Annotated in this window: 20 protein-coding genes; 15 read left to right on the forward strand and 5 right to left on the reverse strand. The window is 50.8% G+C overall.

Annotation, left to right across the window (positions count from 1 at the left end):
- Positions 1-243 precede the first annotated feature (243 nt).
- On the forward strand, positions 244-519 hold the full coding sequence (locus tag FE784_RS03385; RefSeq protein WP_139600706.1) for an HPr family phosphocarrier protein: 276 nt from the start codon (positions 244-246) through the stop codon (positions 517-519).
- A gap of 99 nt (positions 520-618) precedes the next feature.
- Here FE784_RS03385 and FE784_RS03390 read toward each other — a convergent pair whose 3' ends face one another.
- Positions 619-1,938 carry an ABC transporter substrate-binding protein gene (locus FE784_RS03390; RefSeq protein WP_139600707.1) on the reverse strand — a complete coding sequence of 440 codons (1,320 nt, stop codon included), beginning with the start codon at positions 1,936-1,938 and terminating at the stop codon, positions 619-621.
- Positions 1,939-2,158: 220 nt separating this feature from the next.
- Here FE784_RS03390 and FE784_RS03395 point away from each other — a divergent pair, with 220 nt between their 5' ends.
- Positions 2,159-2,986 carry a helix-turn-helix domain-containing protein gene (locus tag FE784_RS03395; RefSeq protein WP_139600708.1) on the forward strand — a complete coding sequence of 276 codons (828 nt, stop codon included), beginning with the start codon at positions 2,159-2,161 and terminating at the stop codon, positions 2,984-2,986.
- A 211-nt stretch (positions 2,987-3,197) separates the two neighbouring features.
- Here FE784_RS03395 and FE784_RS03400 read toward each other — a convergent pair whose 3' ends face one another.
- The gene (locus tag FE784_RS03400; RefSeq protein WP_139600709.1) at positions 3,198-5,363 is read right to left on the reverse strand and encodes a hypothetical protein; all 2,166 of its coding nucleotides are present in this window, start codon (positions 5,361-5,363) and stop codon (positions 3,198-3,200) included.
- Between the two features lie 652 nt (positions 5,364-6,015).
- Here FE784_RS03400 and FE784_RS03405 point away from each other — a divergent pair.
- A complete protein-coding gene (locus FE784_RS03405; protein ID WP_139600710.1) occupies positions 6,016-7,494 on the forward strand; it encodes an Lsa family ABC-F type ribosomal protection protein in 1,479 nt (492 codons plus the stop codon).
- 96 nt (positions 7,495-7,590) lie between these two features.
- On the opposite strand, the gene FE784_RS03410 is transcribed toward FE784_RS03405, so the two are convergent.
- Positions 7,591-8,469: a LysR family transcriptional regulator gene (locus FE784_RS03410; protein ID WP_139600776.1), complete on the reverse strand. Its 879-nt coding sequence runs from the start codon at positions 8,467-8,469 to the stop codon at positions 7,591-7,593.
- A 114-nt stretch (positions 8,470-8,583) separates the two neighbouring features.
- Between FE784_RS03410 and zwf the strand changes: the two genes are divergently transcribed.
- The 3 genes from zwf to fsa are packed head-to-tail and all read left to right on the forward strand — an operon-like array spanning position 8,584 to position 12,785.
- Positions 8,584-10,110: a glucose-6-phosphate dehydrogenase gene (gene zwf / locus FE784_RS03415; protein WP_139600711.1), complete on the forward strand. Its 1,527-nt coding sequence runs from the start codon at positions 8,584-8,586 to the stop codon at positions 10,108-10,110.
- Complete coding sequence (gene tkt / locus FE784_RS03420; protein WP_139600777.1) at positions 10,094-12,082, forward strand: transketolase; 1,989 nt, start codon at positions 10,094-10,096, stop codon at positions 12,080-12,082. Before zwf ends, tkt begins: the two co-directional genes overlap by 17 nt.
- A gap of 34 nt (positions 12,083-12,116) precedes the next feature.
- Positions 12,117-12,785 (forward strand): fructose-6-phosphate aldolase, encoded by a 669-nt coding sequence (gene fsa, locus FE784_RS03425; RefSeq protein ID WP_139600712.1) that lies wholly within the window; start codon positions 12,117-12,119, stop codon positions 12,783-12,785.
- Positions 12,786-12,866: 81 nt separating this feature from the next.
- On the opposite strand, the gene FE784_RS03430 is transcribed toward fsa, so the two are convergent.
- The gene (locus FE784_RS03430) at positions 12,867-14,456 is read right to left on the reverse strand and encodes an Ig-like domain-containing protein (protein ID WP_139600713.1); all 1,590 of its coding nucleotides are present in this window, start codon (positions 14,454-14,456) and stop codon (positions 12,867-12,869) included.
- A 531-nt stretch (positions 14,457-14,987) separates the two neighbouring features.
- Between FE784_RS03430 and FE784_RS03435 the strand changes: the two genes are divergently transcribed.
- The 3 genes from FE784_RS03435 to FE784_RS03445 all read left to right on the forward strand — a co-directional run bounded on the left by FE784_RS03435 (position 14,988) and on the right by FE784_RS03445 (position 16,939).
- Positions 14,988-15,467: an SRPBCC family protein gene (locus FE784_RS03435; RefSeq protein WP_139600714.1), complete on the forward strand. Its 480-nt coding sequence runs from the start codon at positions 14,988-14,990 to the stop codon at positions 15,465-15,467.
- A gap of 314 nt (positions 15,468-15,781) precedes the next feature.
- Complete coding sequence (locus tag FE784_RS03440) at positions 15,782-16,048, forward strand: CD3324 family protein (RefSeq protein ID WP_139600715.1); 267 nt, start codon at positions 15,782-15,784, stop codon at positions 16,046-16,048.
- A gap of 159 nt (positions 16,049-16,207) precedes the next feature.
- Entirely contained in the window at positions 16,208-16,939 is a 732-nt protein-coding gene (locus FE784_RS03445) for a Stf0 family sulfotransferase (RefSeq protein WP_139600778.1), read from the forward strand.
- Between the two features lie 264 nt (positions 16,940-17,203).
- Here FE784_RS03445 and FE784_RS03450 read toward each other — a convergent pair whose 3' ends face one another.
- Entirely contained in the window at positions 17,204-18,241 is a 1,038-nt protein-coding gene (locus FE784_RS03450) for a LacI family DNA-binding transcriptional regulator (RefSeq protein WP_139600716.1), read from the reverse strand.
- A gap of 157 nt (positions 18,242-18,398) precedes the next feature.
- On the opposite strand from FE784_RS03450, the gene FE784_RS03455 reads away from it, so the two are divergent.
- The 6 genes from FE784_RS03455 (at position 18,399) to FE784_RS03475 (ending at position 26,915) form a co-directional block, all read left to right on the forward strand.
- Positions 18,399-19,958, forward strand: a complete 1,560-nt coding sequence (locus tag FE784_RS03455; RefSeq protein WP_139600717.1) for an FAD-dependent oxidoreductase — start codon at positions 18,399-18,401, stop codon at positions 19,956-19,958.
- 19 nt (positions 19,959-19,977) lie between these two features.
- Positions 19,978-21,282 (forward strand): ABC transporter substrate-binding protein, encoded by a 1,305-nt coding sequence (locus FE784_RS03460; protein WP_139600718.1) that lies wholly within the window; start codon positions 19,978-19,980, stop codon positions 21,280-21,282.
- A gap of 32 nt (positions 21,283-21,314) precedes the next feature.
- Complete coding sequence (locus tag FE784_RS03465; protein ID WP_176705936.1) at positions 21,315-22,634, forward strand: ABC transporter substrate-binding protein; 1,320 nt, start codon at positions 21,315-21,317, stop codon at positions 22,632-22,634.
- Positions 22,635-22,692: 58 nt separating this feature from the next.
- On the forward strand, positions 22,693-22,845 hold the full coding sequence (locus FE784_RS40660; protein ID WP_176705937.1) for a hypothetical protein: 153 nt from the start codon (positions 22,693-22,695) through the stop codon (positions 22,843-22,845).
- Positions 22,846-22,895: 50 nt separating this feature from the next.
- On the forward strand, positions 22,896-24,752 hold the full coding sequence (locus FE784_RS03470) for a right-handed parallel beta-helix repeat-containing protein (protein WP_139600720.1): 1,857 nt from the start codon (positions 22,896-22,898) through the stop codon (positions 24,750-24,752).
- 207 nt (positions 24,753-24,959) lie between these two features.
- Positions 24,960-26,915, forward strand: a complete 1,956-nt coding sequence (locus FE784_RS03475) for a sensor histidine kinase (RefSeq protein ID WP_176705938.1) — start codon at positions 24,960-24,962, stop codon at positions 26,913-26,915.
- Positions 26,916-26,936: the final 21 nt, after the last annotated feature.

The raw sequence follows: 26,936 nt of genomic DNA on the forward strand, positions 1-26,936 counted from the left end.
GAGGAGTCTTCAGCTCGGACGGATGTTTCAAGTGCAACAAATGCGGTTAATGATAGATTGACAGACGACGGTTCCCTTGATATGATCTATACATACACTAAACTAATCGGAATAATAAGTATTTATTGAACGATGTGACGTTAGAGTTATTTTCCAACATGAAAGTCTACCGTTCTGGCGGAGGCCCCGAATCATGGCGGCAGCCGCTTCTTTGTTCATCCGGGAGACAGGAGGGTATCGAGCATGAAGCTGGAATGGACTATTCAAGTCGAGCGTGAAACGACCGTGGGGCAGGCGTTGGAGCTGGCGGACATTGCCGCCGCCTACGCGAGCGACATCCGGATCGGGCGTCCGGGAAGCGCGTTTCTCGATCTCAAGCGGTTAACCGGCATCGTAGCATTTTTCTTGACGGTACGGGCAGGTCAAACGGTGCAGCTTGCCGTGAAGGGAGCGGACGCTTTGGACGCCTTGCTCCGACTGCGGATTTATTTCGGGGATGTCGGACATTTCGAGCATTGACAAGCACAACGGCTGTCTCCTGTTGGGGGCGGCCGTTGTGCTGCAGTTGCACCGAATTTCGTGAAAAGAGGGGAAGCGTTTACTCGCATGAAGCCGTACTTATTTCTGGCGCAACGCTTCGATTTCTTTATTGGCCGCTTCGTTCGCCGTACGCAGGGCGGTATTGACGTCCAATCCTTTGGTGGCCACGTTTTTCATCGTTTCGTCCATGATGGTGTTGATCGCTGCATCGTAAGGGGAAGCGATTTCATATGGCGCGGGCTTCGCCTTGAATACGCCTTCCAGATTTTTGCCTCCGTATATGATCAAATCGCCTGCAAATTCCTTTTTCAACGCCGGGTCCTTCAAGACGGTCAGGCGGGTTCCGCGGTTCATCGCGACCTGCGCTTCCTTGCCGACGAGCGCCTTCAACACGCGGTAGGCGGCTTCCTTGTTTTTGCTCGAAGGAGGGATCATCAACACGTGGAAATCGAATTGTCGGCCGATTCCAGGCTTGTCGTCGAAGGAGGGCCAGGCGGCGACGTCCCAGTTGAAGCTTTTGCCGGTCTGATTCAACGTATGGATGCGGCTTGTATGATTCGTAAGCCAGTACGGATACATGGCCAAAATTTGCTCCTCGTAAAATCCTTTGACATTGTATTTGTACTTGCCCTTCGGGTCGACGATACCGGGAATGGCGTACAGCCGTGCGAACAGCTCGAATACTTTCTTGTAGCCGTCCCCGGTCAGAAGCGCCTTCTGATTCGCATCCACAGCGGCCAGGGAGTAGGAACGGGTCAAGTCGTGTGGAGAGCCCATATCGAGCCCGACGTACTGTACGCTGTTCTCGATGCGCGTCACGCGCTTGGCCAGCTCGATCATGTCGCCCCATGTCATATTATCCTTCGGGTAAGGAACTCCGAATTTGTCGAAAATATCTTTGTTGTATGCGGTTGCACCGTAATTCATGGCAAATGGCAGCGCGTATAATTCGCCGGCAGAGGAAAATTTGTTCATCACCTCCAGCGCACCCGGCTCCAGCGTGGTCAAGTCCATGCGGTCTCTCTGGACGAAAGGCTTCAGATCTGTGGCTACCCCCATCGCGACCATCTCTTGAATCCATACGTTGCTAGTGCCGATCAGATCGGGCAAATCGCCGGCGGCAAGCATTTTATCGAGCGTGCCGGTTACTCTCTTGAACGTAATATTCGGATACTGGCTACGAATCGGCTTCAGCAGCAATTCATTCATTTCCTCGTCGGTCGAGACGCTTGCCGCATGATTGAAAAATGTCAGAACGATCGGCTCCTTGCCGAGCTCCGGCGCCGGCGGAAGCGTATTCGACGCTTGGTCCGACTGCTCTTTTCCACTGCCGCAGCCCGTTGCCAAAACGAACGACACAACCGCCGCCGCAACCCGGATGCGCATCTTTTTCTTCATTGTGTTTTCCCCCTCGTATCAAGAAATGGCTTCGCGTAAGGAAAGCCCTATACCCGATTATACGGACGCGCAGACGGCGGGAACATGGATACAAAAACAGTTACATGGAAAATTGTTAACAAACAAATCTCTATGTTTCGCTACCCGCATCCATTTACTCGCCGCCCCCGCGAACCTATAATGAGGAGGGACAACTCTATGCCGGAAGGGGGAAAGAGATTTGGATAGCGCTTTCTTTATGCGCTTTTACCCAAAAATCATCGATGTGTTAATGCGGGACGAGAAGTTCTGGTACGGGCGGCTCGCGCGCACTTTCGAATGCTCGTTGAAACGGAATTTCATGTATGTGCTTCACGGAAGCGGAACGCTTACGGTCGAATCGGGCAGCTTCCCGTTAACCGCCGGCTCCGCTTTTTATTTTCCGTTTCGGCACCATATCCGACTCTCTACGGAGAAAAACAATATGCTGCAGTTTTATTCGGTCCACTACGACTACAAATGGATCGACTGGGACGACAATTCGATAACCGGCGCGCCGCCCGCGCAGGACAGCCTGCCGATTCCGCTCGTGACGCAAATGGCGGACATGGAAGGGTTTCCCCTTCGCCTTCAGGAGCTGTACGAGCTGTGGCAGCGGAAGGATGCCGACTACGAATGGCAAGCCCGGCTTGCCTTCATGAACATATTGAACGATGTATGCAGCATGAACGCGCGCAGACAGGAGGGAGACTTGGCCCGTCGCGCCATCGCCAGAAGCATGGAATATATCAGGCTGCATTATGGGCAACCTCTGGAGCGCGATGAGCTGGCCGAGCTCGTCTCGATGTCCCCGACCTATTATTCCGTCATGTTCAAGAGGGTGACGGGCTGCACGCCGACGCAATATATTACGAAGGTGCGTATGGACAAGGCGAAGGAGTTGCTCGTATGCAGCGATAGGATGGTGTCGGAGGTGGCCCGGGAGGTCGGATTCCAGGACCCGCTCTATTTTGCCAGAGTGTTCTCGGCCCATACGGGCATGTCTCCGAGAGATTACAGAAAATGCTGAGCGGGAAGGAACAGAGCAGGGCGGAGAGCAGGACGATGGAACAGGAACGGAAAATGGCTAGTAACGTTGATAGGAGTACGAAAAAAGTGGGATCGGGGAGTGCCGCAAACGCGGAAGAGGGCAGGGGAACCGCAGTATGCAGTCCCCCGCAGTCCGGACGGAGCCGGAAGGTAACAGATGAAGCGATTGCTTCCAGACCGCCGCCGCATCTTTACGGCGCAGGCTTGAATGCCACTACGGTGATCGAATTCGCTGCTAGCTCGAAGTCGGCTGTCCCGTCCGCATAGCCGATCGGATCGAATTGTCCGAAGACGGGATCTGGATCGGACGCGCCGGTACCGGACAACACCCAACGTTCATTGACGACAGGGGCCGAATAATGCTGTAACGTCATATGGACCGGAACGGCTGAATTGCCGCTGTTGATCAGTACGAGAGATAGCTCCCCGCTGGAAGGCGAATGGCTGGCGAAGGCGGAAATTTGCGTCGCGCCGATGACGGACACCATGTTTTCTTTGACATACGCATTCCACAGCTGAAGCGCTTTCCCCATCGCCAGCAACTGGCCGTCCTCATCGATCGCGGAACGCTCGTCCTGCGGATCGTTGTTCAAGCCTTTGCGGGTCACCCAGAAATGCGTGTAATCGACCTGGTCGTATTGCAAAATTTTTCCGATCTTCGTGGCCAGCAGAGCCGCTCTGCCCATGTCATTCGGGAAAGGGCTGCCCGAGCTGTACGTATTCGTCTCGGTAATCGCGATGCGCAATCGCTCTCTGTCCTCGGGGGCGCAATATTGCCGGATATGCTGGACCAGCGTATCGAGCGGGGCGATATTCGTCGTCCCATACATATGCAGGGCAAGAAAATCGGCCGTTCCGGATACGACGGGCAATACGGCGCTGTTCCAAGAAACGGAGTCATGAACGGGGACCCCGACGAGTATGGAAGGGTCAACCGCCTTCATCGCCGCCGCGAACTCGAGAAAGACGGCTGCATAATCATGGGGCGACCAAATATGGCCGGACTGCGACGTGAAGAAGGGCTCGTTGCCGATCTCCCAATATTTCACGTTCCAATCGTTCGTCACATTGGCATAACGCACCCACTCGACGGCGGCAGTTTTCAGTTCCTCCTTGGACTTCGCCCAGTCGGCGTCGGTCGCCTTGATCGCATCGAGTCCGACTATGACGAAAGGCTGGATACCGAGCGGGTGGACCGCATTCATAAATTCCTTGAAATCCTGCGTCTGCTTGTACGTTCCGTCCGGATTGAGCAGCGCCCTCTCGCTGTTGCTGAGTATCCGCTGCGTCGAGTAGTAGTAGGAAAGCTGCGGTACGAGCGGGCTGCCGCTGTCGGCCGGATAAGGCGGTCCGGTCCACAAATAGCGGTCGCTCGCCTCGCCCTCGCCGAAGCGGACCGTCCCGGAGCCCAGCTCCTGAAGCGATTGGGCGAAGCTGTTGGCCCGGGCGGGATGGTGGATGTCCGAATCGAATAAATGGTTCGATACGACCCCGACGGGGTTGGCATAAACGTTGCTCAGCACATCGGAAACGTCGACGACGATATTTTGCGTGACGGGTCCGCCCGTTTCTTCGGGATGCGAAGTCACTTTCACATTGTCGACACTGAGGATCCCCCAGCCCGAAGTCGTGGTGACGAATTTGATTGCGGCTACATCGGTTGCCTCGGGAATTTGGAAACCTGCGTAATCGACCGTTCCGAGCAACGTCGTCCCGGCTTGATCGTAGCATTCCGCTTTTACTTTCTTTTGCGTCAAATCCACGGTCAGCCTGATCCGGTACCAGCTGCCGTCCGCATAGGAAGCGGTCGGCAGCATGGAGGAAGATATCGCTTGACCGGCATCGTTTTTTTGCAGCAGCTTGAAGGCGTATCCGTTTGCCTGCGTACTGTTCTGCAATTGGGTAATCGCTTCATTTTGGCTGCTGTACAAGGTGGCGCCAAAAAAATCGTGCTTCCGGGTCAAATCGGAGTCTGCTTCCGTGCGGATATCGAACTCGACCGTCGCCGTTCCGTTGGAAAGGCTTTCAAAATATAGCTGCGCAAATCCCGTACCCGCTCCCGTGTCGACTATGCGCAAATAACGGTCGGCAGGCTGCGCGGGGTGCGCTTCCAGCGTGATTGCCGTATTGGCCGGCTGACTGAACTGCCACCGAAACGGTAAAGTCGGCGATGTCGGCATGTCGGTTCTGACCGAATAGGCGTTGAAATCATCCTCGTACACTTCCTGTTCCTCCTGTTCCTGCGCGTGTGCCGCCGGTTCCCGGTAGCCGAGCCATGCGAACAGCATGACCGCGATTGCCAGCAGAGTAAGCGCCGCCGTCATTGCGCGTTTTCCTGCCTGAAGCGAGTCTCTCATTTCCGCTTGTCCTCCTTGCGAATCGGATTGGGTCTTTCTCCCGATCCGGCAGCCGGCCAGCTCCGGTCTGCGGATCGTTTCTCCTTTACTGTATAAAGTACGGGGATTGATGTATATGGAATTATAATGCGAAACATGGACAATTGTTGTCCGGCGGGAAAAAGCGACGTGCGCAGCGGGTTTCTCTGAATGGTGCAGGCAGACGCGGGGGAGAGAAGGAGGCGGACTGGCGCGGCCCCTGGCGAGAAATGCGACAGTTGCTCTATGAGCGGTTGCGTACAGGTTGACCGACACTTTTGTAATCCGGCATCCGTTTAAACGGCAAGCCCGATTGAGTTAACATAATATTTATTATGTTAACTTTAATTCGAATCATTTGTTGAAATTAAAAAAAGGGTATGTTAAGATGGGTGTAATTTAATGATTGGAGTTGAGAGGAATAATGTGATTTTTCTTGCTAAAAATAATAAAACAGTATATGCGTTTTTTTCGCATGTTTTATTTTTTTATATGCAAGAAAGTTACTGATTCTTTTCACTCAAACGATATCCTTATCTAACTCCGCAAGCGAGTTGGATTTGCTGTATTTATTTGAGCTACAAGAAAGTAACTTTCTTGTAGCTTTTATTTTTTTCAGCAGGAGGATAATTTAATGTCATTAATAAATGTTGCAAACTTGACGTTTGCCTATGAAGGCAGTTACGACAACATATTTGAAAATGTAAGCTTTCAAATAGATACCGATTGGAAATTAGGATTTACGGGAAGAAACGGCAGAGGGAAGACAACCTTTCTCAACTTGTTGCTTGGCAAATATGACTACGGCGGAACTATTTCTGCAAATGTAGGTTTTGAATATTTCCCTTTCCATGTCGATAACAAGGAAAGCAATACCCAAGATGTAATTGACGACATTTTCCCGGACTATCTTCACTGGAAATTAATGCGTGAGCTTTCCTTGCTAAAAGTTTCCGAGGATGTTTTATATCGGCCCTTTGATTCCTTGTCCAACGGAGAGCAAACGAAAGTGTTGTTGGCCGCCTTGTTCCTTAAGGAAAACAGTTTTCTGTTAATCGATGAACCGACCAATCATCTTGACATGAATGCAAGAAAGCTTGTCAGCGATTATCTCAATACCAAAAGCGGATTTATTCTGGTGTCTCACGACAGATCCTTTCTTGATAACTGCGTAGATCACATCCTTTCAATCAATAAGACCAACGTAGAAGTTCAAAAAGGCACGTTCTCCGATTGGTGGGAAAATAAACAGCGACAAGATAACTTCGAGCTTGCAGAGAACGATAAGCTGAGAAAAGATATTAAACGCTTGTCGGATTCTTCCAAACGAACTAGCAACTGGTCGCACGAAGTGGAAAAAACGAAAAACGGTACGAGAAACTCGGGTTCCAAGGTAGATAAAGGGTATATTGGCCACAAGGCTGCCAAAATGATGAAACGCTCCAAAGCAACTGAGCAAAGACAGCATAGCGCTATTGATGAAAGGTCAAAACTCCTTAAAAATATTGAAACCTCCGACAGCTTAAAGATTTCACAACTTGCTTTTCATAAAAACCAACTTGTCGGACTTGAACATGTTTCGATTTATTACGGCGAGAAGACGGTTTGCGCAAATATTAGCTTTACTATCGAGCAAGGGGAGCGAATTGCGCTTACAGGCAAAAATGGCTCCGGGAAATCAAGCATGATCAAGCTTATTTGCGGCGAGAATATAAACTATACCGGCACCTTGCGAAAGGGAAAGCAGCTTAAAATATCCTATGTTTCACAGGACACCTCACATTTAGAGGGCAATTTAACGGACTACGCGAGAAACAATGGGATCGATGAAAGCCTCTTTAAATCCATTTTAAGAAAGCTTGATTTTTCCCGAGTTCAATTTGAAAAGGATATATCCGCTTTTAGCGGCGGCCAAAAAAAGAAAGTGCTGATTGCAAAAAGTCTTTGCGAGAAAGCTCATTTGCAAATTTGGGACGAACCGCTTAACTTTATCGATATTATTTCTCGGATGCAAATTGAAGAGCTGCTGCTCGAATACTCGCCAACCATTCTATTTGTCGAGCATGACAGCGAATTTTGCAAAAATATTGCCACAAAGATTATCGAGCTCTAATGATAATTCGCCGGATACAAAAGAAACGGTACCGCTAATGGTGCCGTTTCTTTTGTGTTGGTTTCTTCACCTTATCGAATCGCGGTTACTGGAAGTTTATCGAACCAGCTCGATAAATCTGCTTGCCGATATCGAAAGCGGCATATTGCGCATAATCATGATCCCCACGTGCGAGGGCGGGAGCTGCACGTCCAGCTGAATCTCGAAGAGGGAGCCCTCTTCCAGCTCCTTTGACACAAATTCTCTGGTCACGTAAGAGATTCCGAGTCCTTTCCGCGCAAACTCGATGAGAAGATCCACGCTTCCGACTTCGATTTCAGGTTTGAGTTTGTAGCCATAGCTTTCAAATAATTCCGTAATGGCCATTCGGGCCCGGCTATTGCGCGAGAACAGGATGATGGGGTACTGAAGCAGCATATCGAACGAAAGCACCATGTTCTTAAGCTCGGCAAATCGGGGCCCCGCTACAAAACAATCTTGCAGTTGGATACTCTCCGTTACTTTAAGCTGGGAATCGACGATTGGCATGCGTACGACGCCCAAATCAATTCTGCCTTCTTTCAAGAAAGCGATGATTTCCGGCGTTGTTCCATGATTCAGGTGAAGTCTGATACCCGGATGCTTCTGAAGAAAACCTTCCAAGTACGGAAGCAAATAATGCTTGAACAGCGAATCGCTTCCGCCGATCCGCAGCTCGCCGCTTTCCAGATTTTTTAGCGAGGCCATTTTTTCTTCCGCTCGCGATATCAAGATCTGAGACTGCTCAATATAAGAATACAGGATGGCGCCTTCATGCGTCAGCGCAACCCCTTTCGAATTCCGGTAAAACAACGTGATGCCCAGTCTGTCTTCCAGCTGTTTGATGGCGTGACTTACGCTCGGCTGGGTGAGAAACAACGCCTTGGCAGCCTGGGTCAAACTGCCAGTCTTCGCAGCCCAATAAAATACTTTGTACAATTCGTAGTTATTTCCCATAGACATGGTCTATAGCTCCTGTGAAATATATTAATTACTTGCATACATGTTAATCGTATTATAGTGGAACTACGAGAAAGAATCCAGAACTTGCGGGCCGAAAGGAGAACGGAAATGGAGTCGTCCACGTTTATTTTGTTTGGAGCGACAGGGGATTTGGCCAAAAGAAAAATTTACCCTGCCTTGTATCATTTGTTTGTCGAGCAGAAGCTGCCGCCAACCTTTTCCTTGATCGGTCTCGGAAGAAGAGAGTGGTCCGATGAATTATTTCGGGCAAACGTCAAGCAATCTCTCCTTCAATTTTCCAGACGCGAAGCGAAAGATCCCGCACTTCTGAATGCTTTCTTGCGCGCATTCCGATATTGCATTCTGGATGCCGGCCATATAGAGGATTATCGCAAGCTGCTGCGGCTGATCGAACAGCGGGAGGCAGAGCTTGGGCTATCGCCTAATCGCTTGTTTTATTTGTCTGTCGGACCTGAATTTTTCGACACGATCGCCGCCAATATTCGGGAAAGCGGGCTCGGTTCCGCCGATGGCTGGAAGCGTCTGGTGATCGAGAAACCTTTCGGCCATGATTTGCAGTCTGCCCGGGATTTGAATCGGAAATTGAACCAAGCCTTTGAGGAGCATGAAATTTTCCGGATCGATCATTATCTCGGCAAACCGATGGTCCAGAAGCTGGAGGTTCTCCACCAGACCGATCCGGTACTCCGGGAATTATGGACCAATCGTCGCATAGCCAATGTGCAGATTACGGCAAATGAAACCGTCGGCGTCGAAGAAAGAGCGGGCTACTACGATCATGCAGGCGCTGTACGAGACATGTTCCAAAACCATATGCTGCAATTGCTCATGATGCTGGCCGTTCACTTTCCGAACGACAATACTTCCGGCAACGCGCGCTTGAAGAAGAAAAAGGTGATGGAAGTCCTCGAGCCGCTGCAAAAGCAGGAGGCGAGCGCCAACGTTATCCGAGGGCAGTACAAAGAGGGGAGCGTTCAAGGAAAGCCGGTAACCGCGTATACTTCCGAACCGGGTATTGACCATGCTTCGATGAACGATACTTTTATCGCTGCCAAGCTGCGAATCGACGATTCCTTCTGGGGGGAAACGCCTTTTTATATCCGAACGGGCAAAAGAATGAGGGAGAAGTCCACGCGGATCGTGATCGAGTTCAAGGACACGGAGACTCCGGCATCTCCGACGAAAGACGGCAGCAGAGCGCCTAATCTTCTGGTAATCGAGATTGGTCCTGGCGAAGGCATTACGCTTCATTTCGATAAGAAGAGGCCGGGGCAAAAAGAACAAGTCATCCCCATTCCGGTCGACTTTCCTGCAAATGGGGACGACGTTCCCGAAGCTTACGAAAATTTGATTTTCGACGCTTTGCGCGGAGATCCTGCATTTTTTGCGCACTGGGACGAAGTCGAATTGTCCTGGAAATGGGTTCAACCTATCCTGGAAGCATTCGAAGAGAACCTCGTTCCGCTTCGTCCGTATGCGGCGGGCACTTACGGTCCGGTCGAGTCCGACAAACTGTTGGCGGAGGACGGCTTCCATTGGTGGCTCGATGCCGAGCCCGAACAAGAACCCGATATCAAAAAAGGAGAACATTATGCCTATCACACAAACCATTGATCAGTTAGCGATCGATACGATCCGTACGTTGTCCATCGACGCCATAAACGGCGCCAATTCCGGTCATCCGGGACTGCCCATGGGGGCAGCGCCGATGGCATACGCCCTTTGGTCCAAACTGTTGAATCATAATCCCGTTCATGCAAAGTGGTTTAACCGCGATCGCTTCGTCTTGTCCGCCGGTCACGGGTCGGCCTTGCTGTACAGCCTTCTGCATTTGTCCGGTTACAACGTATCGCTTGACGACTTGAAGCAATTTCGCAAGCTGAACAGCAAGACGCCCGGACATCCCGAATACGGGCACACGGATGGCGTGGACGCGACGACGGGGCCTTTGGGACAAGGGGTTGCGATGGCAGTCGGAATGGCAATGGCCGAAGCGCATCTGGCCTCGAAATTCAATCAAGCCGGATTCCCGGTTGTCGATCATTATACGTATGCGCTTGTCGGGGACGGCTGTTTGATGGAAGGGATCTCTTACGAGGCGATGTCGATGGCCGGACATATGAAGCTTGGCAAATTAATCGTCTTGTACGATTCCAACGATATTTCATTGGACGGAGCGCTAAACCTTTCCTTCGGGGAAAATATGCAAAAAAGAGCGGAATCGGCTCATTGGGAATATATTCGGGTAGAAGACGGCAATGACGTTTCGCGAATTGCCGAAGCGATTGCGACAGCCAAGCAAAACGATTCGCAGCCGACTCTCATTGAAGTTCGGACGATTATCGGATACGGCAGCAAAGTAGCGGGAACGAACAAAGCGCATGGCGTTCCGCTCGGCAAGGATGAGGCGAAGGCGACCAAGCAGATTTATGGCTGGCAGTACGAGGAAGAGTTCACCGTTCCGGAAGAAGTCAAAGCCCATTTCGAGCAGCTTAAACAGAAGGGCGAGGCCAAAGAAGAAGAATGGAACAAGTTGCTCGCATCCTATAAAGCGCAGCATTCGATGCTTGGCAAGGAGCTGGAGCAGGCCATCGACGGTTCCGTGCTGATTGATGCCGCACATATTCCTACATTCGACACTTCCAAAAGTATATCTACCCGCGTAGCGAGCGGCGAAGCCATCAATCAGTACGTGAAAACCGTACCGTCCATTTTTGGCGGAAGCGCGGATTTATCGCATTCGACGATGACGGACATTGCAGGTGAACAAACATTCGCTGTCGAATCTTACTCGGGACGCAATATATATTTTGGCGTCCGGGAGCATGCAATGGGCGCTGCTGGTAATGGAATGGCCTTGCATGGGGGCGTAAAACCGTTCGTAAGCACCTTCTTCGTATTCAGCGATTATTTGCGTCCGTCCATTCGGTTGGCCGCTCTGCAAAAGCTGCCTGTCATTTATGTATTTACGCATGATTCGATTGCCGTCGGGGAAGATGGACCTACCCATGAGCCGGTCGAGCACTTGGCCGCCCTTCGGACCATTCCGGGACTTACGGTCGTGCGTCCGACCGACGCCAATGAAACGGCGAGTGCGTGGGCGTATGCTTTGCAGCAGCAAGAAGGTCCGGTAGCTCTGGTATTGAGCAGACAGAATTTGCCTGTATATGAAGCGACAAAAGCCAATATCGAGAAGGTCGCGAAAGGAGCTTACGTTCTGGCCGAAACTAACGATCAACCCGATGTCATCCTGATCGGATCCGGATCTGAAGTTTCACTGGCCGTGAGCGCCAAAGCGGAGCTGGAGCGCGATAACATCTCCGTGCGCGTGGTCGCCATGCCGTGCAGAGAACTGTTCGATCGACAAACCGAGGCGTACAAGAAAAGTATTTTACCCGCTTCCGTTTCGAAACGGGTAGCCATCGAAGCCGGCATTTCGTTAGGCTGGGAACGTTATACGGGACTTGACGGAGCCATATTGTCGATCGATACGTTCGGCGCTTCCGGCCCGGGTAACGAGGTTATGGAATACTTCGGATTTTCCGTGAATCATGTGGTTCGTCTGACGAAACAGTTACTGCAATAGCCAACATCAACTAAAAAAACGGAGGTAATACCCAATGAAATTTTTTATCGATACGGCAAATGTGGAAGACATCAAAAAGGCATATAAAATCGGCGTCTTATCCGGCGTTACGACGAATCCGTCGCTGGTCGCCAAAGAAGGCGTGAAATTCGAAGATCGAATTGCCGAGATTTTGCGGGAAGTGCCGGAGGTCGAGTCCGTTTCGGCCGAAGTAACCCCCGATGCGGTTACGGCCGATGAAATGATTGCGCAAGCGAACGAACTGATCAAGATCAATAATTATGACAAAAATATTACGATCAAGCTGCCGATGACGCTGGACGGTCTGGAGGCTTGCCGCTACTTGTCCAAAAAGGGCGTGAAAACCAATGTGACGTTGATTTTCACCGTGAACCAAGCGCTCTTGGCCGTCCGCGCAGGCGCTACGTATGTTTCTCCGTTTCTCGGCCGTTTGGATGACATTTCGGAAGACGGCGTCCAATTGATCGTAAAAGTCGCGGAAGTATTCCGCACGCATAACCTGGATGCGCAAATTATAGCCGCATCCGTCCGTCATCCGGATCACGTGACTCGTGTGGCGATGGCAGGCGCACATATTGCAACGATTCCATTTGCCGTAATCGAACAAATCTCGAAGCATCCTCTGACGGATCAAGGGATAGAGAAATTCGCAGCCGATTGGAAAAAAACGGTTCAGCAGTAAGAAGCGATACGATGTCAAAAAGATCGCCAACCACCTGGTCGAGCTACGCTCAGATGGTTGGCGATCTTCTTCTTTTTCAATTTAATACACGTACGCTTCGGCAGTCGCTTTCATACCATTGTACGTTGCAGTCAAAACGGTCACGCCCCGCTTCAACCCGGTAATGACTCCCGTCGAATCGATCGTTACAACCGACGGATCTCCGATCGAATAGGCGGCTTGTCCGGTTACGATCGAAGTCTGTCCCGCATAAACGGCTGAGACAACCGTATCCAGCGATTGTCCGACGATGACGCTGTACGCCGACGAATCGAACTTCATCCCGTTTTGCGTTCCTCCGCTATAAATATACACGTCCGCTTTGGCCTGCAGGCCGTTGTAAGTAGCCGTAAGCACGGTTTGACCGGGCATGAGACCCGTAATATTGCCGGAAGTGTCGACAGACGCAATCGCTGGATCGGCGATCGAATAGGCGCCGACACGGGTAACATTGGTTTGCCCATTGCCGTAGACGAACGTCAGAACCGTATCGATCGTTTGTCCGGCAACCAAGCTATAGTCCATGGAATCAAGCTTTAGCCGGGCATCAGGCGGCGCCGATTGGCCGGCCAGCTTTACGATCGTGTTCGGCGACCGTACTAGTACGGCGCCTCCATCAGCTGTGGATATCGCCTTGGATAGATCGGTCGCGGAGTAAGACCACAGTGTCAAGGCGTTACTGTCGGTCATGACCGCGCCCTGGTTCGTGCCGATCAAGTAACCTCCGTCTTTCGCAATGTCGAGGGACACGGCTTGTCCGCCGTTCCAAGTTTTTGTCCATTGCATAGCACCGGAGTTATCCGTCTTGATAATGACATTCTCTCCATTCGCACCGATTCCGGCAATTGCATAGCCTCCATCGGAAGCGGGGACGGCATAACCCCCGCGTACCGGATATAACTGATTCCACTCGATCTCGCCGGTAGCGCCGAGCTTCCAAATCGAGAAGCTGTCCCCTTTGTAGCCGCCGACCAGATATCCGCCATCCGCCGTTTGCCGGACAGATTTGGCGGCAACGTCGGGAGAAACCCACCTACCCCCACCCAGCACTTTGGTCCATTCCTTTTTTCCGCTTGCATCTAATTTTACGGCTGTCGTGCTGAAAAATCCCGCGTTCAAGCTTTCGGTAAATTCGACATATATGAACCCGCCATCGTTCGTTTCCCGAATCATATGGAAAGTTCCATAGGCTCCCGAATCGTCAACGACTTTCCACTGAATCTCGCCATTGCCGTCCATTTTGGCGATATAGTAGCCGCGGTAACGCCAGTGGTATGAAGGAATCGTCCCGCCAACAATATAGCCGCCATCACGAGTATGCTGCACCGATTCGACCGTAACGTTTTTACCGTTCTCGGAGAGAGTGACCGTCTTGGACCATTGCTTATTTCCTTGCGCATCAGTCCGGTCCAAATAAACTTCGCCCTCTTTCCCGGCTCCCATCGATGTATATCCGCCGTTACGCAATTGTTGCACATCGATTAGGCGCACGGTTCCTTCGATCTGCCTCTCCCATTCCATATCGGGAGCTTGACCTTCAGCCGCCGCTAACCCGGCGTTCCACGACGGCAATAAGCCGAATAAAAGTACGCAAACGAACAAACATTTCGTCCATCGTCCGAGTTTAAACATATCCGCCTCCATATTGTTATAATTTGGAATACACTACAACATTCGAAGGATCGTTCTTATTAATGAACGTATTAAAAAAATAAATGTAAACATTCCGGCATTCCCAAGTATAACCGCAAAGACATTTCTCCTTTCGATAACATTCGACGACTATTAGTTATGCATGAAGTATTGCAGAACGAACCAAGACGATTCTTTTGGACCGATTCGAGTAAATTAGTAGTGTTGTGCCGAAGTTCGTTCTTAATAAAGAACTTTCTGGACGAACTATTCAATGACGAGTTAGGTAGTGGAAGGCGACGGAATTCTGCAACAGACTTCTGTCCGCGGTCAAATGGAACAGAAAGATCCCTGCATCATTGTTAGCGATCGGCAGCATACGGATTGGTCTGTGACCGCAGCCGTTAACGATTTCACGCTGCTTTCGCGGGCAGTTTTGCAGCATATAGAATATAGGGTATGATGTAGATACCGGCATTGGATTTTGTGAAACGGTGACAGGTCATAACCCAAAAAGGAGATTCGAAAATTATGACGGACGCATCGGGCAAGAAAAGAGTCGATACTGCTGCGAGAGTCATCCAGGCATCGCCGCAGACTATTTATAAGGCGTTCGTGGATCCGTCGGCTCTCGCTTCGTGGCTTCCGCCAAAAGGTATGCTAGGCCATATCTACGAGTTCGATGCACGTGCCGGCGGTGCCTATCGAATGTCCCTGACTTATGTCGGAACGGACCATTCCGTACAAGGCAAGACTACGGAAAATGCAGATGTCGTCAAAGGGAGATTCTTGGAGTTCGTTCCGAACGAGCGAATTGTTCAGTTGGTAGAATTCGAGTCCGAGGACCCCGTTTTCTCGGGAGAGATGATCATGACATGGACCTTAGCTGCCGTTCCGGAAGGTACCGCGGTTACTATCGTTTGTGAGAACGTACCCGCAGGAATACGCAAGGAAGATCACGACGTTGGCTTGAGATCCTCTCTGGAGAATCTCGCTCTTTACACGGAATGATGATAAGGGACGATAGACCGGTTTGCGCAAGCTGAGTCATGTTCAGAAGCGATGCCGCCAGTTCCTGGGCTTGCCATCTAATCCGAATGATCAAATGTGCTATACTTGTATTGTTGCGATAGGGGGGAGGTCGAAAAAAGCAATGTATGATGACAAAGAGAATACGCTCTATGCAAAGTCTACACTATAAACAACGGCGGTTGTTTGTATAGAGCTGAAAAGTGGAGACCGCCTAAATCATTTAATGGTGAAATCAGTTTATAATGAGACTTTGCTACCTTGAAATTAAAAATATTTTAAGGGGTAGAGTAATCATGAAATATGTCAACGCTGACATTTTACCAGAGGAATTGCTAAAGGAAGTACAAAAATATATTAATGGTGTCATGGTTTATGTACCTAAACCTGAAGGAGTACGCAAGGGTTGGGGCGTGAATTCCGGCAGCAGAACATCTATTAATCGAAGAAACGATGAAATTCGCCAAAGATTCTCTCAAGGCGCTACTGTTGAACAGCTTTCGGAACAATTTTTCCTTTCCCGCGATAGTATTAAGAAAATTGTTTATTCAAAGCTTAAATAGATTATCACTTATACAAAGCCACAACAGATTAATTTCTGATGCGGCTTTTTTGTGCAAAGAATAATTCCTACCTGTTTATTGCATATAATCAAGCGGTTCATGTTGTTAGAATCTGAATAAGGGGAGAGTGTTAACAAATTCAGAAAGGAAGGAAGTATGATGACACAACCTAAACTAAGCTATACGATTTGGTTTTCGCAGAGGACGGGAAGTACATTGCTCAACTATGCTCTGGCCTCGACAGGGGTTGCAGGGGATCCCTGTGAATGGCTGCATTATCAGAATAAAAACCCCGCCACATTGAAGCGCGAGGAGCTTGAACGGATATGGCAATACGGAACTACGCCGAACGGTGTATTCGGGTTGAAAATTGGTTTTGAACAGAGATGGATCGACGCATTCCGCACGATGTTCGTGCTCCCTCATAATGCTTCACGGGCGGAAGTATGGAGTGCCGCCTTCCCAAATTGCTCCAAGCATATATATATGACGCGCCGTAACAAAGTCAGATTGGCTGTATCGTGGTGGCGAGCGATCGTATCCGGCGAATGGCATCGGAATTTCGGGGAACATCCACAGGAACATCATATTGCTGATAAGTATAATTACGAAGCAATTCATCATCTGATCTTTCAAAGTACGATGTGCGAAGCGGCAATCGAGGACTTCCTCTCCGAGTCCGATATCGTACCGCTGACGATTGTATACGAGGATTTTATTCAAGATTATAAGGGAACGGTCATGAAGGTGTTGGAATTTTTGGATATTCCGACGGATAACGTTAAAGTAGCCCCGCCGGCATTGGATAAACTGGCAGATGATGTTGCAGAGCAGTGGGTGCAACGGTTTCGTGAAGAAAGTCAGAAAGGATGGGAGAATATACGATGGTAATCATTCTCTGCGATAATCATGTACGGATCGTCTTTCATGACAGGTTCTATGATTCTACATAGCGGAGTACGAAAGCTGAAAACAAGCAGCGCCTTCTCAGGTATGATTACCGAACATCACGGCTGGATCGATATGGCAACCATGTGGCAACAAATTCGGTCGGCATGGCGCAAACCTGCGATGTTCTCGACGGAGAAAGCTAGAGCTGCTATGTGAATTGGGAGGGATGAGTTATGCAATTAAACTCACTTGTAAATTTCCGATTCAGATCACTCTAACAGTCGAACCTTCATAAAAGCCGCCTTGCAGCAAAGTATGCTCGTACGGAAGATGGGGATTCGCCATGCGCCACAACATGCGTTCGGCGGCGCGGATTCCCGATTCCCGGATCATGAGCGCCGGCCGGGATAGTTCGGGTACAAAGGCATTCTCGGCATGCGCCAGACTGATCAGCGAAATATCGTCGGGTATTCGCTTGCCGAGCAGGCTGCATGCATGATAGATCCAGACAAGTTCGTGATTGATCGCACTCAAGATAGCTGACGGTTGGAATTGCCGCAGCTTCTCCGTTAGCTGCGCCGACCATATTTGTTGGCCTCCCAATCCCCCAATCATATGATCGTCCGGGTTCACGCTGAGCCCGCCCTCTTTCATCGCGTTCAAGAAAGACTGCCATCGCAATATAAACCCTCTGTGAATGTCTATATTCCCGATATACATGATTCGTCTATGTCCCTTGGACAGGAGATAGCTCACCGATTGATGAATCGCTGTCCCTACATCCCATACGACGCTATCCACCTTAGCCGCAGGTCCCGGGAAGTTGATCAGAATTCTCGGGATCGAATACTGCAGCAAATGCGCTTCCTGAACACGTCCGATCATCGGCGTAACAAAAACGCCGTCGCAATATTCCAGTTGATGGGTTTTGGACCAGTTTTGCAAGGTGCCATGCTCGAGACGATAAGGAATCGTCACCGTTTCAATGGAATGGCCGTATTCCGACAGCTTCTCCTGCAGCCCGCTCAATATGAGAGGGACCAAATCAAATGTTTCATACTTGTCGGAAATAACCATCTTGAACCTGGAAGGCTTATGGGGATGGAGCGGAATCCGTTCGACCGCATGAACCCGTTCCTGATCCTTGGTCCGGTATCCGATTTCCTGCGCCACTTTATGGACTTGATTCCGGGTCTCCTCGGACATGCCGGGCAAACCGCGCAATGCTTTGGAAACCGTATGAACCGAAAATCCCGACTGCCGGGACAAATCTTGCAAAGTTACCGTTTTCTTCTTCCGCATCTGAAATCACCTTCGATTCGACATTGTTTTTACTTTGATTTTAATTAAAATGAAAGTTTTCTTCAACTAGAAATGAAACTTTAATTTGAATAAAATCGAATTGGAATCGGATACCACGACAAACATACAGACGCAGCAAGGGGAGGAGAACTATGCCATGCGCATCATCGATTTTACGAAGCTCAAGTACGACGCCGGCTCGGCCGTTGAGAAGAACCCGCTAACGATTAACGCCGATTTATGCATTTTCGGGGGAAGCTCGGCCGGGATTGCCGCAGCGATCCAAGCACGCCGGATGGGCATGGATGTGGTCATCGTCGAGTCAAGCCGTCATTTGGGCGGACTGACGACAGGCGGGTTAGGCGCGACGGACATTGGCAACAAAGCAGCGATTGGGGGGATTGCCCGCGAATTTTACGGCGAGGTCGGCAAGCATTATGGGAGTACGGAGCCGGATGGAACAAAATGGACATTCGAACCGGGCGTTGCCAAACAAATCTATTTGAATTGGTTGCAATCTGCAGAGGTTCCCGTCTACTTCAATCAGCGGTTGGAGAAGGTAGACAGGCAGAATGGGAAAATCTCGCGGTTGATCATGACAAACGGCAACCGGTTCAGCGCCGCGGTCTTTATCGATGCCACCTATGAAGGAGACTTGCTGGCGAGCGCCGCAGTCGCTTATCATGTCGGGCGGGAAGCGAACTCGGTTTACCGTGAAACGCTGAATGGCGTTCATTACGGGCATCCGAACCATAATTTCAAAGTTTGGGTCGATCCTTACACGATTCCGGGAAAACCGGACAGCGGTTTGATCCCGGGTGTGACGGATGCTCCCGTACTGCGGCAAGGGCAGGGCGACGCGAGCGTGCAGGCATACAATTTTCGCATGTGCCTGACAAATGTCCCGGACAACCGGATACCGTTTCCGCAGCCGAACGGCTACGATCCCGATACGTATACGCTGCTGTCTAGGTACATTCAAGCGGGGGTATGGGATGCATTGTGCCTGCACAGAATGATGCCGAACGGGAAAACCGATCTGAACAACTTCGGGGCGATTTCCACGGATCATATCGGAGGCGGCGACAAATGGCCGGAAGGCGATTCGCATACCCGGGAACGGTTGTTTCAAGACCATCTCCGGTACAACTTGGGGATGCTGTACTTTCTCAGCCATGACGAAAGGGTGCCGGAATCGATACGCCGGGAAGTCGGTCAATGGGGGCTTCCCGCAGACGAATATCCGGACAGCGGACACTTCACGCCGCAATTGTATGTTCGGGAAGCGCGCAGAATGATTTCGGAGGTCGTCATGACGGAGCGCCATTGCCGCGGATATGACGTTGTCGACGATCCGGTCGGACTTGCGGCGTATTCGATGGATTCCCATAACTGCCGCAGGCTCGTAATCGACGGGAGATGCATCAATGAAGGAAATGTGGAGGTTGCTCCCGGTGCGCCTTATCCGATATCGTATCGCGCCATCGTACCGAAAGGAGAGCAATGCGTGAATTTGCTCGTGCCCGTCTGTTTGTCCTCCTCGCATATCGCTTTCGGCTCGATCCGCATGGAGCCTGTCTTCATGATTTTGGGACAATCGGCGGCGACGGCGGCCGCGCTCGCTCTGGAAGCAAGCTGTGCCGTGCAGGAGGTCGACTATTCGAAGCTGCGGAACAAGCTGTTGGCGGACAAACAAGTACTGGAATGGAAGAAATGAGAAGCTGGGGGAGTAGCGGATGGCTGTAAATAGAAGATTGTACCGAACGGGCTGTGTAATGATAGTTAGCTTGTCATTACTCGCAGCCTGTTCGCAAAACGCGGGCGAGAAGCGGAAATCACCCGGGGACGATGCGAGTTCCGACCCCGGTGCCGCTTTGTCGGCTCCCGTCACACTGCACTATTATACGAATGACAACACAAAATGGCTGGAGCTCGAGAAACAGCTGATCGCGAAGAAATATCCGAATGTAACCTTGAAAGTGACGCTGGAAGCGGATCAAAAAATGGACCAATTGGTTACCGCGGGCGAGCTCCCGGACTTCATCTCGTTCAGTCTCGGCTCGTTCTGGGATTTGAAGAGCTACGGCCTCATTTCCGATATGGCTCCGTTGATGAAGAATCACCGGTTCGACGACAGCCGTTATATTCCTGGCGTACTGGAAAGCGTGCGGTCTTACTCCGATCGGGGAGAGATGCTTTTTCTGCCGTTTGAGCTCAACAGCAACGTGCTTTTCTACAATAAAACGATATTCGACAAATTCGGCGTCTCCTATCCGCGCGACGGAATGACCTGGGAGGTGGTATACGAGCTCGCGCGCAAAGTGTCGCGCAAAGAAAACGGGACGGAGTATAAAGGCTTTCTATTTCAGCATCAAAATCTCGTATGGAAAAACCAGCTGGGCCTTCCGTTCGTCGATCCGAAAACGAACAAGGCGGCGATCCATACGGCGGAATGGAAAAAGTGGCTCGACGTGATGGGCGGTTTTTACTTTCTGCCGGACAACGATTACAAAAACGTAAGCTTCTACAAAGATCAGACGGTAGCGATGTGGACCGGGGCGAACATAGTGTCGTCCGTAGTCGAGGCTTCCGCCAGCACCGGATTGAACTGGGACGTAGTATCATTGCCGCAATTCGGCGGCAGCGCGAACGGCGGGACGCAGATGATTGCTCCGTTCTATGCGATTCCTCCCGGAAGCAAGCATAAGGATGAAGCGTTCCAGGTCATTTCTTACCTGCTGTCGGAAGAAGTGCAGGTCGCCAAGGCGAGACAGGGCAAAGTTCCGATCGTGAACAGTCCGGCGGCGACGCAAGTATTTGCGGCCGATTTGAAAGGAGTTTCCGGTAAAAATATGGGAGCCTTCCTGAAGGATAAAATCGGGAAGCCCGCAGTCGTGACGCAATATGACGGGATCGCCAAGGATGTTTTTTACAAGACCGCTCTCGGCAAAGATTTTTATAGCCGCACGAAGGATGTCAACACGATTCTTCGCGAGGTTGAAGAAGAAATCAATCGGAAGATCAAGGAAGTGCAGCAGTAAATCATACCCATCGGAAAGAGATGAGCAGCTCAATGAAGCGTCATGAAGTAAAACGGATATTGTCCGGCCCGGCCATGTTACTCATCCCGCTTATGCTGGCATTAACCGGATGCGGCGGCGAACGGGGGAACGAACCGGCAACGAAGGAGATGGAAAATAGACCCGTCGACACGACACCGGTCACCTTGCAGCTGTTTCTGCAGCAATCTGTCTCGGATCAAGATGTGAACCAAATATGGATCGAGCCGCTCAAAAAGATTTATCCGCATATTACATTAGAGTTAATAAGACCGGGTAAGGACGTCACGATCGACTCCTTGATCGCGGCAGGGAAAATTCCGGATATGATTTATGCGTTCAACGGCATTTTGCCCGGTTACTATTTGACGGATCTGCTTATGGATATGTCGCCGCTGATCAAGCAGCATCAGATCGATTTGTCTCGTTTCGATCCGGCCGTCATGCAATCGATCGCGGCCGTCTCCAAGGAAGGAAGCATCGTCGCATTGCCGTTCACGAATCAATTCGCCGCATTATACTACAATAAAACGTTGTTTAACCGGTTTGGCGTTCCATATCCCAAGGACGGCATGACATGGGACGATGCCGCAGAGCTGGCCAAAAAATTATCGCGATCCGAGGGCGGCGTGAAATTCGCCGGAATGGATGTAGAAACGGTGTCAAGGGTTGCCAGGCCTCTAGCTGCACTCAAAATCGACGGCGCGACGGATAAAGCTTCGGTAAACACGGAGGCATGGAGGAAAGCGTTTGACCTTGTTCGAACGGTCTACACGATACCTAATAATGAACGGCCCAGCAATACGAACTCCTTGAACCGATTCATGAAGGAGCAGTCCGTAGCCATGCTCGGAACGGTCAACATTTTGGCTCAAGGCCTTGAAGACGCCATGAAGCAGGGGCTCGATTGGGATATGGCGCAATACCCGAGCTACAAGGAATATCCCAATGTGTCGACGATCGTAGACAGTCACGTCTTCTCGATTACGAAAACAAGCAAGCATAAAGACCAAGCGATGCTCGCCTTGAAGGTGTTCACTTCGGATGAAGTACAGCTGAAGAGCACCAAAACGACCGGAAGATTAACGATATTAAATAATAACGACGTTAAACAACAGCTTGGAAAAGATATGCCTTTCTTGCAAGGAAAACATTTGGATGCGGCTTTCAAGAGCAAGATCATCGCCTCTCCGGCTTTTTCCCGATTTGAATTCGGAGCCAACAGCAATGCCTTGACGGATGCCATGTATGAATATATCGACGGCAAAGACATCAATACTACGCTCCGGGATTTGGAACAAAAAATCAATACGAACATCGCAAACAGTAAATAAGCGTCAGTTCGGAGATGATTCAATCGCAATCTAGATTAACGAATCGGAGGTGGAACAGGTGACGGAGTCCATATGGTTTGCGACAGACCATTACATGCGCAACTTGCGGAAGAACGTGAAACGGGAGTTCGATTATACTCGCGTGCCGGATGGGGGCGACTGGAACAATTGGCAGAAGTCGTTCCGACGGCGTCTATATTTCGGCCGGTAACGGACTTGAATATTTGTAAGCACTTACAATGATAAGGGAGCGAATTCCATATGTCCTACGAGCATAAAATCAGCAGAAGAAAACTGTTGGCCGCCATAGGCATGACCGGCGCGGCTGCGGCGATGTACGCTTCATCTATAGGAAACGCTGACGGGAATGAGGAAGCGGTCTCCAAATCGGTGTACGGCAAAGGCGGCAAACACGGACTCATGTTCGCCGATTCAAGCCGGGCAACGACAATTGCGGAGTTGCGGGCAGAAACGAGTCCGCTCGAAGGAGTCGTCTATTATGTCATCGACGCCGGACAGGAAGGACCGTTTCTGTACGATCCGGCCGATACGACATCCGCCGATAACACCGGCATAATTGTAGTTTCCGTATCCGGAGCGCGATTCAAACGAATCCGGGAAGCCGGATATGTCGATGCAAGGTGGTTCGGGGCCAAGGGAGATGGTGTGACCGACGACACCGAAGCGATCAACCGGGCGATCGGAGACGGAGGTGTAACGGTGCATATCCCGAAAGGGACTTACCTGATTCACGCCGATGCCACGTCTTCCGGACAGCTCAATGCGGGAATTCAGGCGAAGGACGACACCACGATCTACATTAGCCCGGGTGCCGTCCTGAAAGCAAAACCGACCGCTTCCCAAAGGTATACGATCATCAATATTTTCGGAAAGCGGAACGTAACCGTCGAAGGCGGAGGCAGCATCGTCGGAGAACGAATCGAGCATCTCGGCACGACGGGGGAATGGGGGTACGGCATCGCCATCGGCGGCTCGGAGCAAGTACTCGTACGCGATATCCGGATCGACGACTGCTGGGGCGACGGAGCGGTTCTCGGCTCTTACCAGGTGAAAACGAACGTTGCCCGCAACGTTACGTTCCGAAATGTACGCTGCGACAACAACCGCAGGCAGGGCATCAGCATCATTGCTGCGGAAGGCGTCCTCCTCAGCGAATGTTACTTCGGCAATACGAACGGTACGCTCCCCCAAGCCGGCATCGATATCGAGCCGGATTCGGGCACGGCCGTTGCGGGTGTAGTCATTGCCGGATGTCTATTCGAGAACAATGCCGGCGGAAACTTGGTCTTGAACGGTATGAACGGGCCGATAAAACACGTTATCGTCGAATCGAGCCGGTTCCGAGGTGTGAATGGAGGAATTACTTCACAACAAGCGCAGGACGTCCGGATAAGCGGCAATTGGATCGATACCCCGGCCCGGAGTATTCATCTTAATAAAAGCAGCAACCACATCGTCGAAGGAAACCAAATTCAAAACAGTACCGATCGGGGCATCGATGTGAGGTTCTCCACATCCGTCGTCATGGCGAACAACCACTTTTACAATATCGGATCGAACAGCGTACGGCTAAGTCAATCGAACTATTGTCTGTTCGAAGGAAACGTAATCGACGAATGCGGGAAAACGACCAACAGCTGCGACGTAATCGTCACGTCCTCCGCCAGTTATAACAGCATTCAAGGCAATATGATCCGCAATCGGTTGAAGCATGCGGGCAAAGCCATTTCTGGAAGCGGAGCGACAATCGTACTCGCTGCCGAGGCATCCGCGGCAAACGACGAATACAACGGAATGCTGATCACGATTACCGGGGGCACGGGGCTCGGACAGAAGCGGAAAATCGTCTCCTACAACGGTACGAGCAAAACGGCCTCATGCAGCGCGAACTGGACGATCGCGCCGGATGCCACTTCGGAATATGAGATCCGATACGGATCGGCGAATGCGATCCTCGTAACGTCGTCCTCGGAAAAATACAACATGATTCACGGCAATCAGCTGTTGTTCGGAACGACCCTCCCCGAATCAAGCGGAATCAACGATCTGGGTACCGGAACGTCGATCCAAAACAATGTTGCCTTCGCGACGATATAGGCAGTTGGGCCGCCTCCGACAGGGAGGGCAACCCACTATTGGAACATGTAAAACCTTGATTAAATCTTGAACCAAACTTGCGACACAAGAATACCCTCATAATAAATGGTATGATAGATAGAAAAGATACCTATCGGGCGTTCTTAACTAAACGTCGAGGCAGGAGGTTTTCTTTAAAAAGCTCCGCAACGAAGGATGAGCAGGTACATGACAATGGCGAGACCGTTGGCGAAGGTGGCAGGTGCGGCATTCATCCTGTTCGGGATGAACGGTTTGATCAACTATGCGCTGATGAAGCCGCTTAACGGCGCGTCGGACGCGGTCAACCGGTTCCGCTACCATTTGGACGATGCCGTATTCACGTTGCTATTTGTTTTCATAGCGATTGTTTTTTGGGCGATGTTTGCCGTTCTCCCACGGGAGCGCGGGTATTTTTATCTTGGCGTGATCTCGTTATTGACATCGCTGCAGCTGTTTTGGGATTGGGATGACAAAAGCTTATTGTTCGGACCTTTCGCGGAAGTTCCATACGGGTCGTTGGTTATCAAATGCGGCATTGTTTTCCTGCTGTTCTCTTTTATCGCTTACTTGCTGGGAACCGCAAAAAGACCGATCACCCGCGGACTCCTCTGGGCGGAAGGCGTGCTTTGGGCGACGATTTTCACAGCGACGCTGCTATCGGCCGACGAATCTTTGTTCATTGTCCTCAACCGGCTGTTTCTGGTTCTAGTATTCTTAAACATGGCGCTCTGCATCTCGCAATTTCTAACGTTGTTACGCCGCAACGAACATCAAGCGGAGCTCCGGTGGATTGCGTTCGGATTCGTCTTATTTGCGCTCGTTCTGCTGCCTGATCCGGTGAAAGATTTGATGGAAGAAGTCGAGGGACGCCATCTCGGATATCGTTTTGTATTCTGGGAGCAATGTCTGGAAGATACGTTCCCGTGGGCATTGCTCTCGTTGTTGACGGTGTTCGGCGTGGTGTTTTTTCGCCGGTTCGTCCAGACGCTGAAGGACAATAGGGCCGTTACTGAAGAGCTTTGGTCGAAAAACGCGGCCCTGGAGCAGGAAATGGATACCCGGCAGCGGTTGGATCAATTGTTGTCCGAGATGCTGCGTACCTACCGGGTCGCCGATTGGGAGAAATGCGTCATCCGGGAAGGACAACGATATTTTCAACCGCATGAGTTTGTTTTGGTGAAGTACGATGAAGCGAATGGGTCCATTAGTCTTGAAGGAGCCAACGATCCTTCTTCTATTGAGGAGGACATCGGAGAGACGCTGCGATCGAAACGGAATCCGATGTCCCCCGGAGAGGCGATGATTACACCTTCGATGGTGCTAGGATCGGCTGGGGGCACGAATGAAACGAAGCTTTTTTTGGCGGTACATTCCGCGGATGTCGGTCCGGTCTACGTTGAAGAACGAGCCAAGTTCGCCTTATCGCTCATGTCGAAATATGTGTCGATCTTTTATGAATACTTTCAATTGCTTGAGGGCCGGTTAAAGGAAATGGAGCAAAGGCAAGCTGACGGCGCGCCTTGGCTGTCCAAGCTGTTCATGCAGATGGTGGAAAAGGAACGGAAACGGCTGGCCTCCGATCTTCATGACGAGGCGTTGCAAGAACTGCTCCATATTCGCCGCTTGTTGGATCGAGCGTCGATCGGACAATCGTCGCCCGAAGACATGGAGCAATTACGGCTTGGTTTGGATAACGCCGAGTTCATGATCCGGGAAACGTGCCGAGAGCTGATGCCGTCTTTTTTGTCCGATCAAGGCGTGCTGCATGCGATTTCCAGACTAGTGGAGAAAACCCGGCTGCGGGCCGACTTTCATCTGGAATATTATCCCTTGCCCCTAACCGCTTCTCTCAGCGACGAGCAAACGACGACGATCTATAGAGTCGTGCAGGAGCTTATCAATAATGCGGTGAAACATTCGGAAGCCAGCCGGGTAGCATTGGAGGTCGGTCAGCAGGGAGGAGAGTTGCATATCCGATATACGGATGACGGTAAAGGTATGGAGACCGGTATCGATTTCTCTTCTACGAACCGCTTCGGATTAAGAGGCATTGCGGAGCGGATTCGCATGGCCGGAGGGGAAGTATTGGTGCAGTCAGCGCCCGGCCAAGGGGTTGCGGTCCGGTGTACCTTGCCAGTCTAGTGCGGTGTACCGAAAATAACC

This window comes from Paenibacillus hemerocallicola (assembly GCF_006265175.1).
GTDB lineage: Bacteria > Bacillota > Bacilli > Paenibacillales > NBRC-103111 > Paenibacillus_AB > Paenibacillus_AB hemerocallicola.

Coding starts and splice junctions, on each gene's coding strand:
- FE784_RS03385 (WP_139600706.1), top strand. CDS start 244: ATGAAGCTGGAATGGACTATTCAAGTCGAGCGTGAAACGACCGTGGGG.
- FE784_RS03390 (WP_139600707.1), bottom strand. CDS start 1,938: ATGAAGAAAAAGATGCGCATCCGGGTTGCGGCGGCGGTTGTGTCGTTC.
- FE784_RS03400 (WP_139600709.1), bottom strand. CDS start 5,363: ATGAGAGACTCGCTTCAGGCAGGAAAACGCGCAATGACGGCGGCGCTT.
- FE784_RS03405 (WP_139600710.1), top strand. CDS start 6,016: ATGTCATTAATAAATGTTGCAAACTTGACGTTTGCCTATGAAGGCAGT.
- FE784_RS03410 (WP_139600776.1), bottom strand. CDS start 8,469: ATGGGAAATAACTACGAATTGTACAAAGTATTTTATTGGGCTGCGAAG.
- zwf (WP_139600711.1), top strand. CDS start 8,584: ATGGAGTCGTCCACGTTTATTTTGTTTGGAGCGACAGGGGATTTGGCC.
- fsa (WP_139600712.1), top strand. CDS start 12,117: ATGAAATTTTTTATCGATACGGCAAATGTGGAAGACATCAAAAAGGCA.
- FE784_RS03430 (WP_139600713.1), bottom strand. CDS start 14,456: ATGTTTAAACTCGGACGATGGACGAAATGTTTGTTCGTTTGCGTACTT.
- FE784_RS03435 (WP_139600714.1), top strand. CDS start 14,988: ATGACGGACGCATCGGGCAAGAAAAGAGTCGATACTGCTGCGAGAGTC.
- FE784_RS03440 (WP_139600715.1), top strand. CDS start 15,782: ATGAAATATGTCAACGCTGACATTTTACCAGAGGAATTGCTAAAGGAA.
- FE784_RS03445 (WP_139600778.1), top strand. CDS start 16,208: ATGACACAACCTAAACTAAGCTATACGATTTGGTTTTCGCAGAGGACG.
- FE784_RS03450 (WP_139600716.1), bottom strand. CDS start 18,241: ATGCGGAAGAAGAAAACGGTAACTTTGCAAGATTTGTCCCGGCAGTCG.
- FE784_RS03455 (WP_139600717.1), top strand. CDS start 18,399: ATGCGCATCATCGATTTTACGAAGCTCAAGTACGACGCCGGCTCGGCC.
- FE784_RS03460 (WP_139600718.1), top strand. CDS start 19,978: ATGGCTGTAAATAGAAGATTGTACCGAACGGGCTGTGTAATGATAGTT.
- FE784_RS03465 (WP_176705936.1), top strand. CDS start 21,315: ATGAAGCGTCATGAAGTAAAACGGATATTGTCCGGCCCGGCCATGTTA.
- FE784_RS03470 (WP_139600720.1), top strand. CDS start 22,896: ATGTCCTACGAGCATAAAATCAGCAGAAGAAAACTGTTGGCCGCCATA.
- FE784_RS03475 (WP_176705938.1), top strand. CDS start 24,960: ATGACAATGGCGAGACCGTTGGCGAAGGTGGCAGGTGCGGCATTCATC.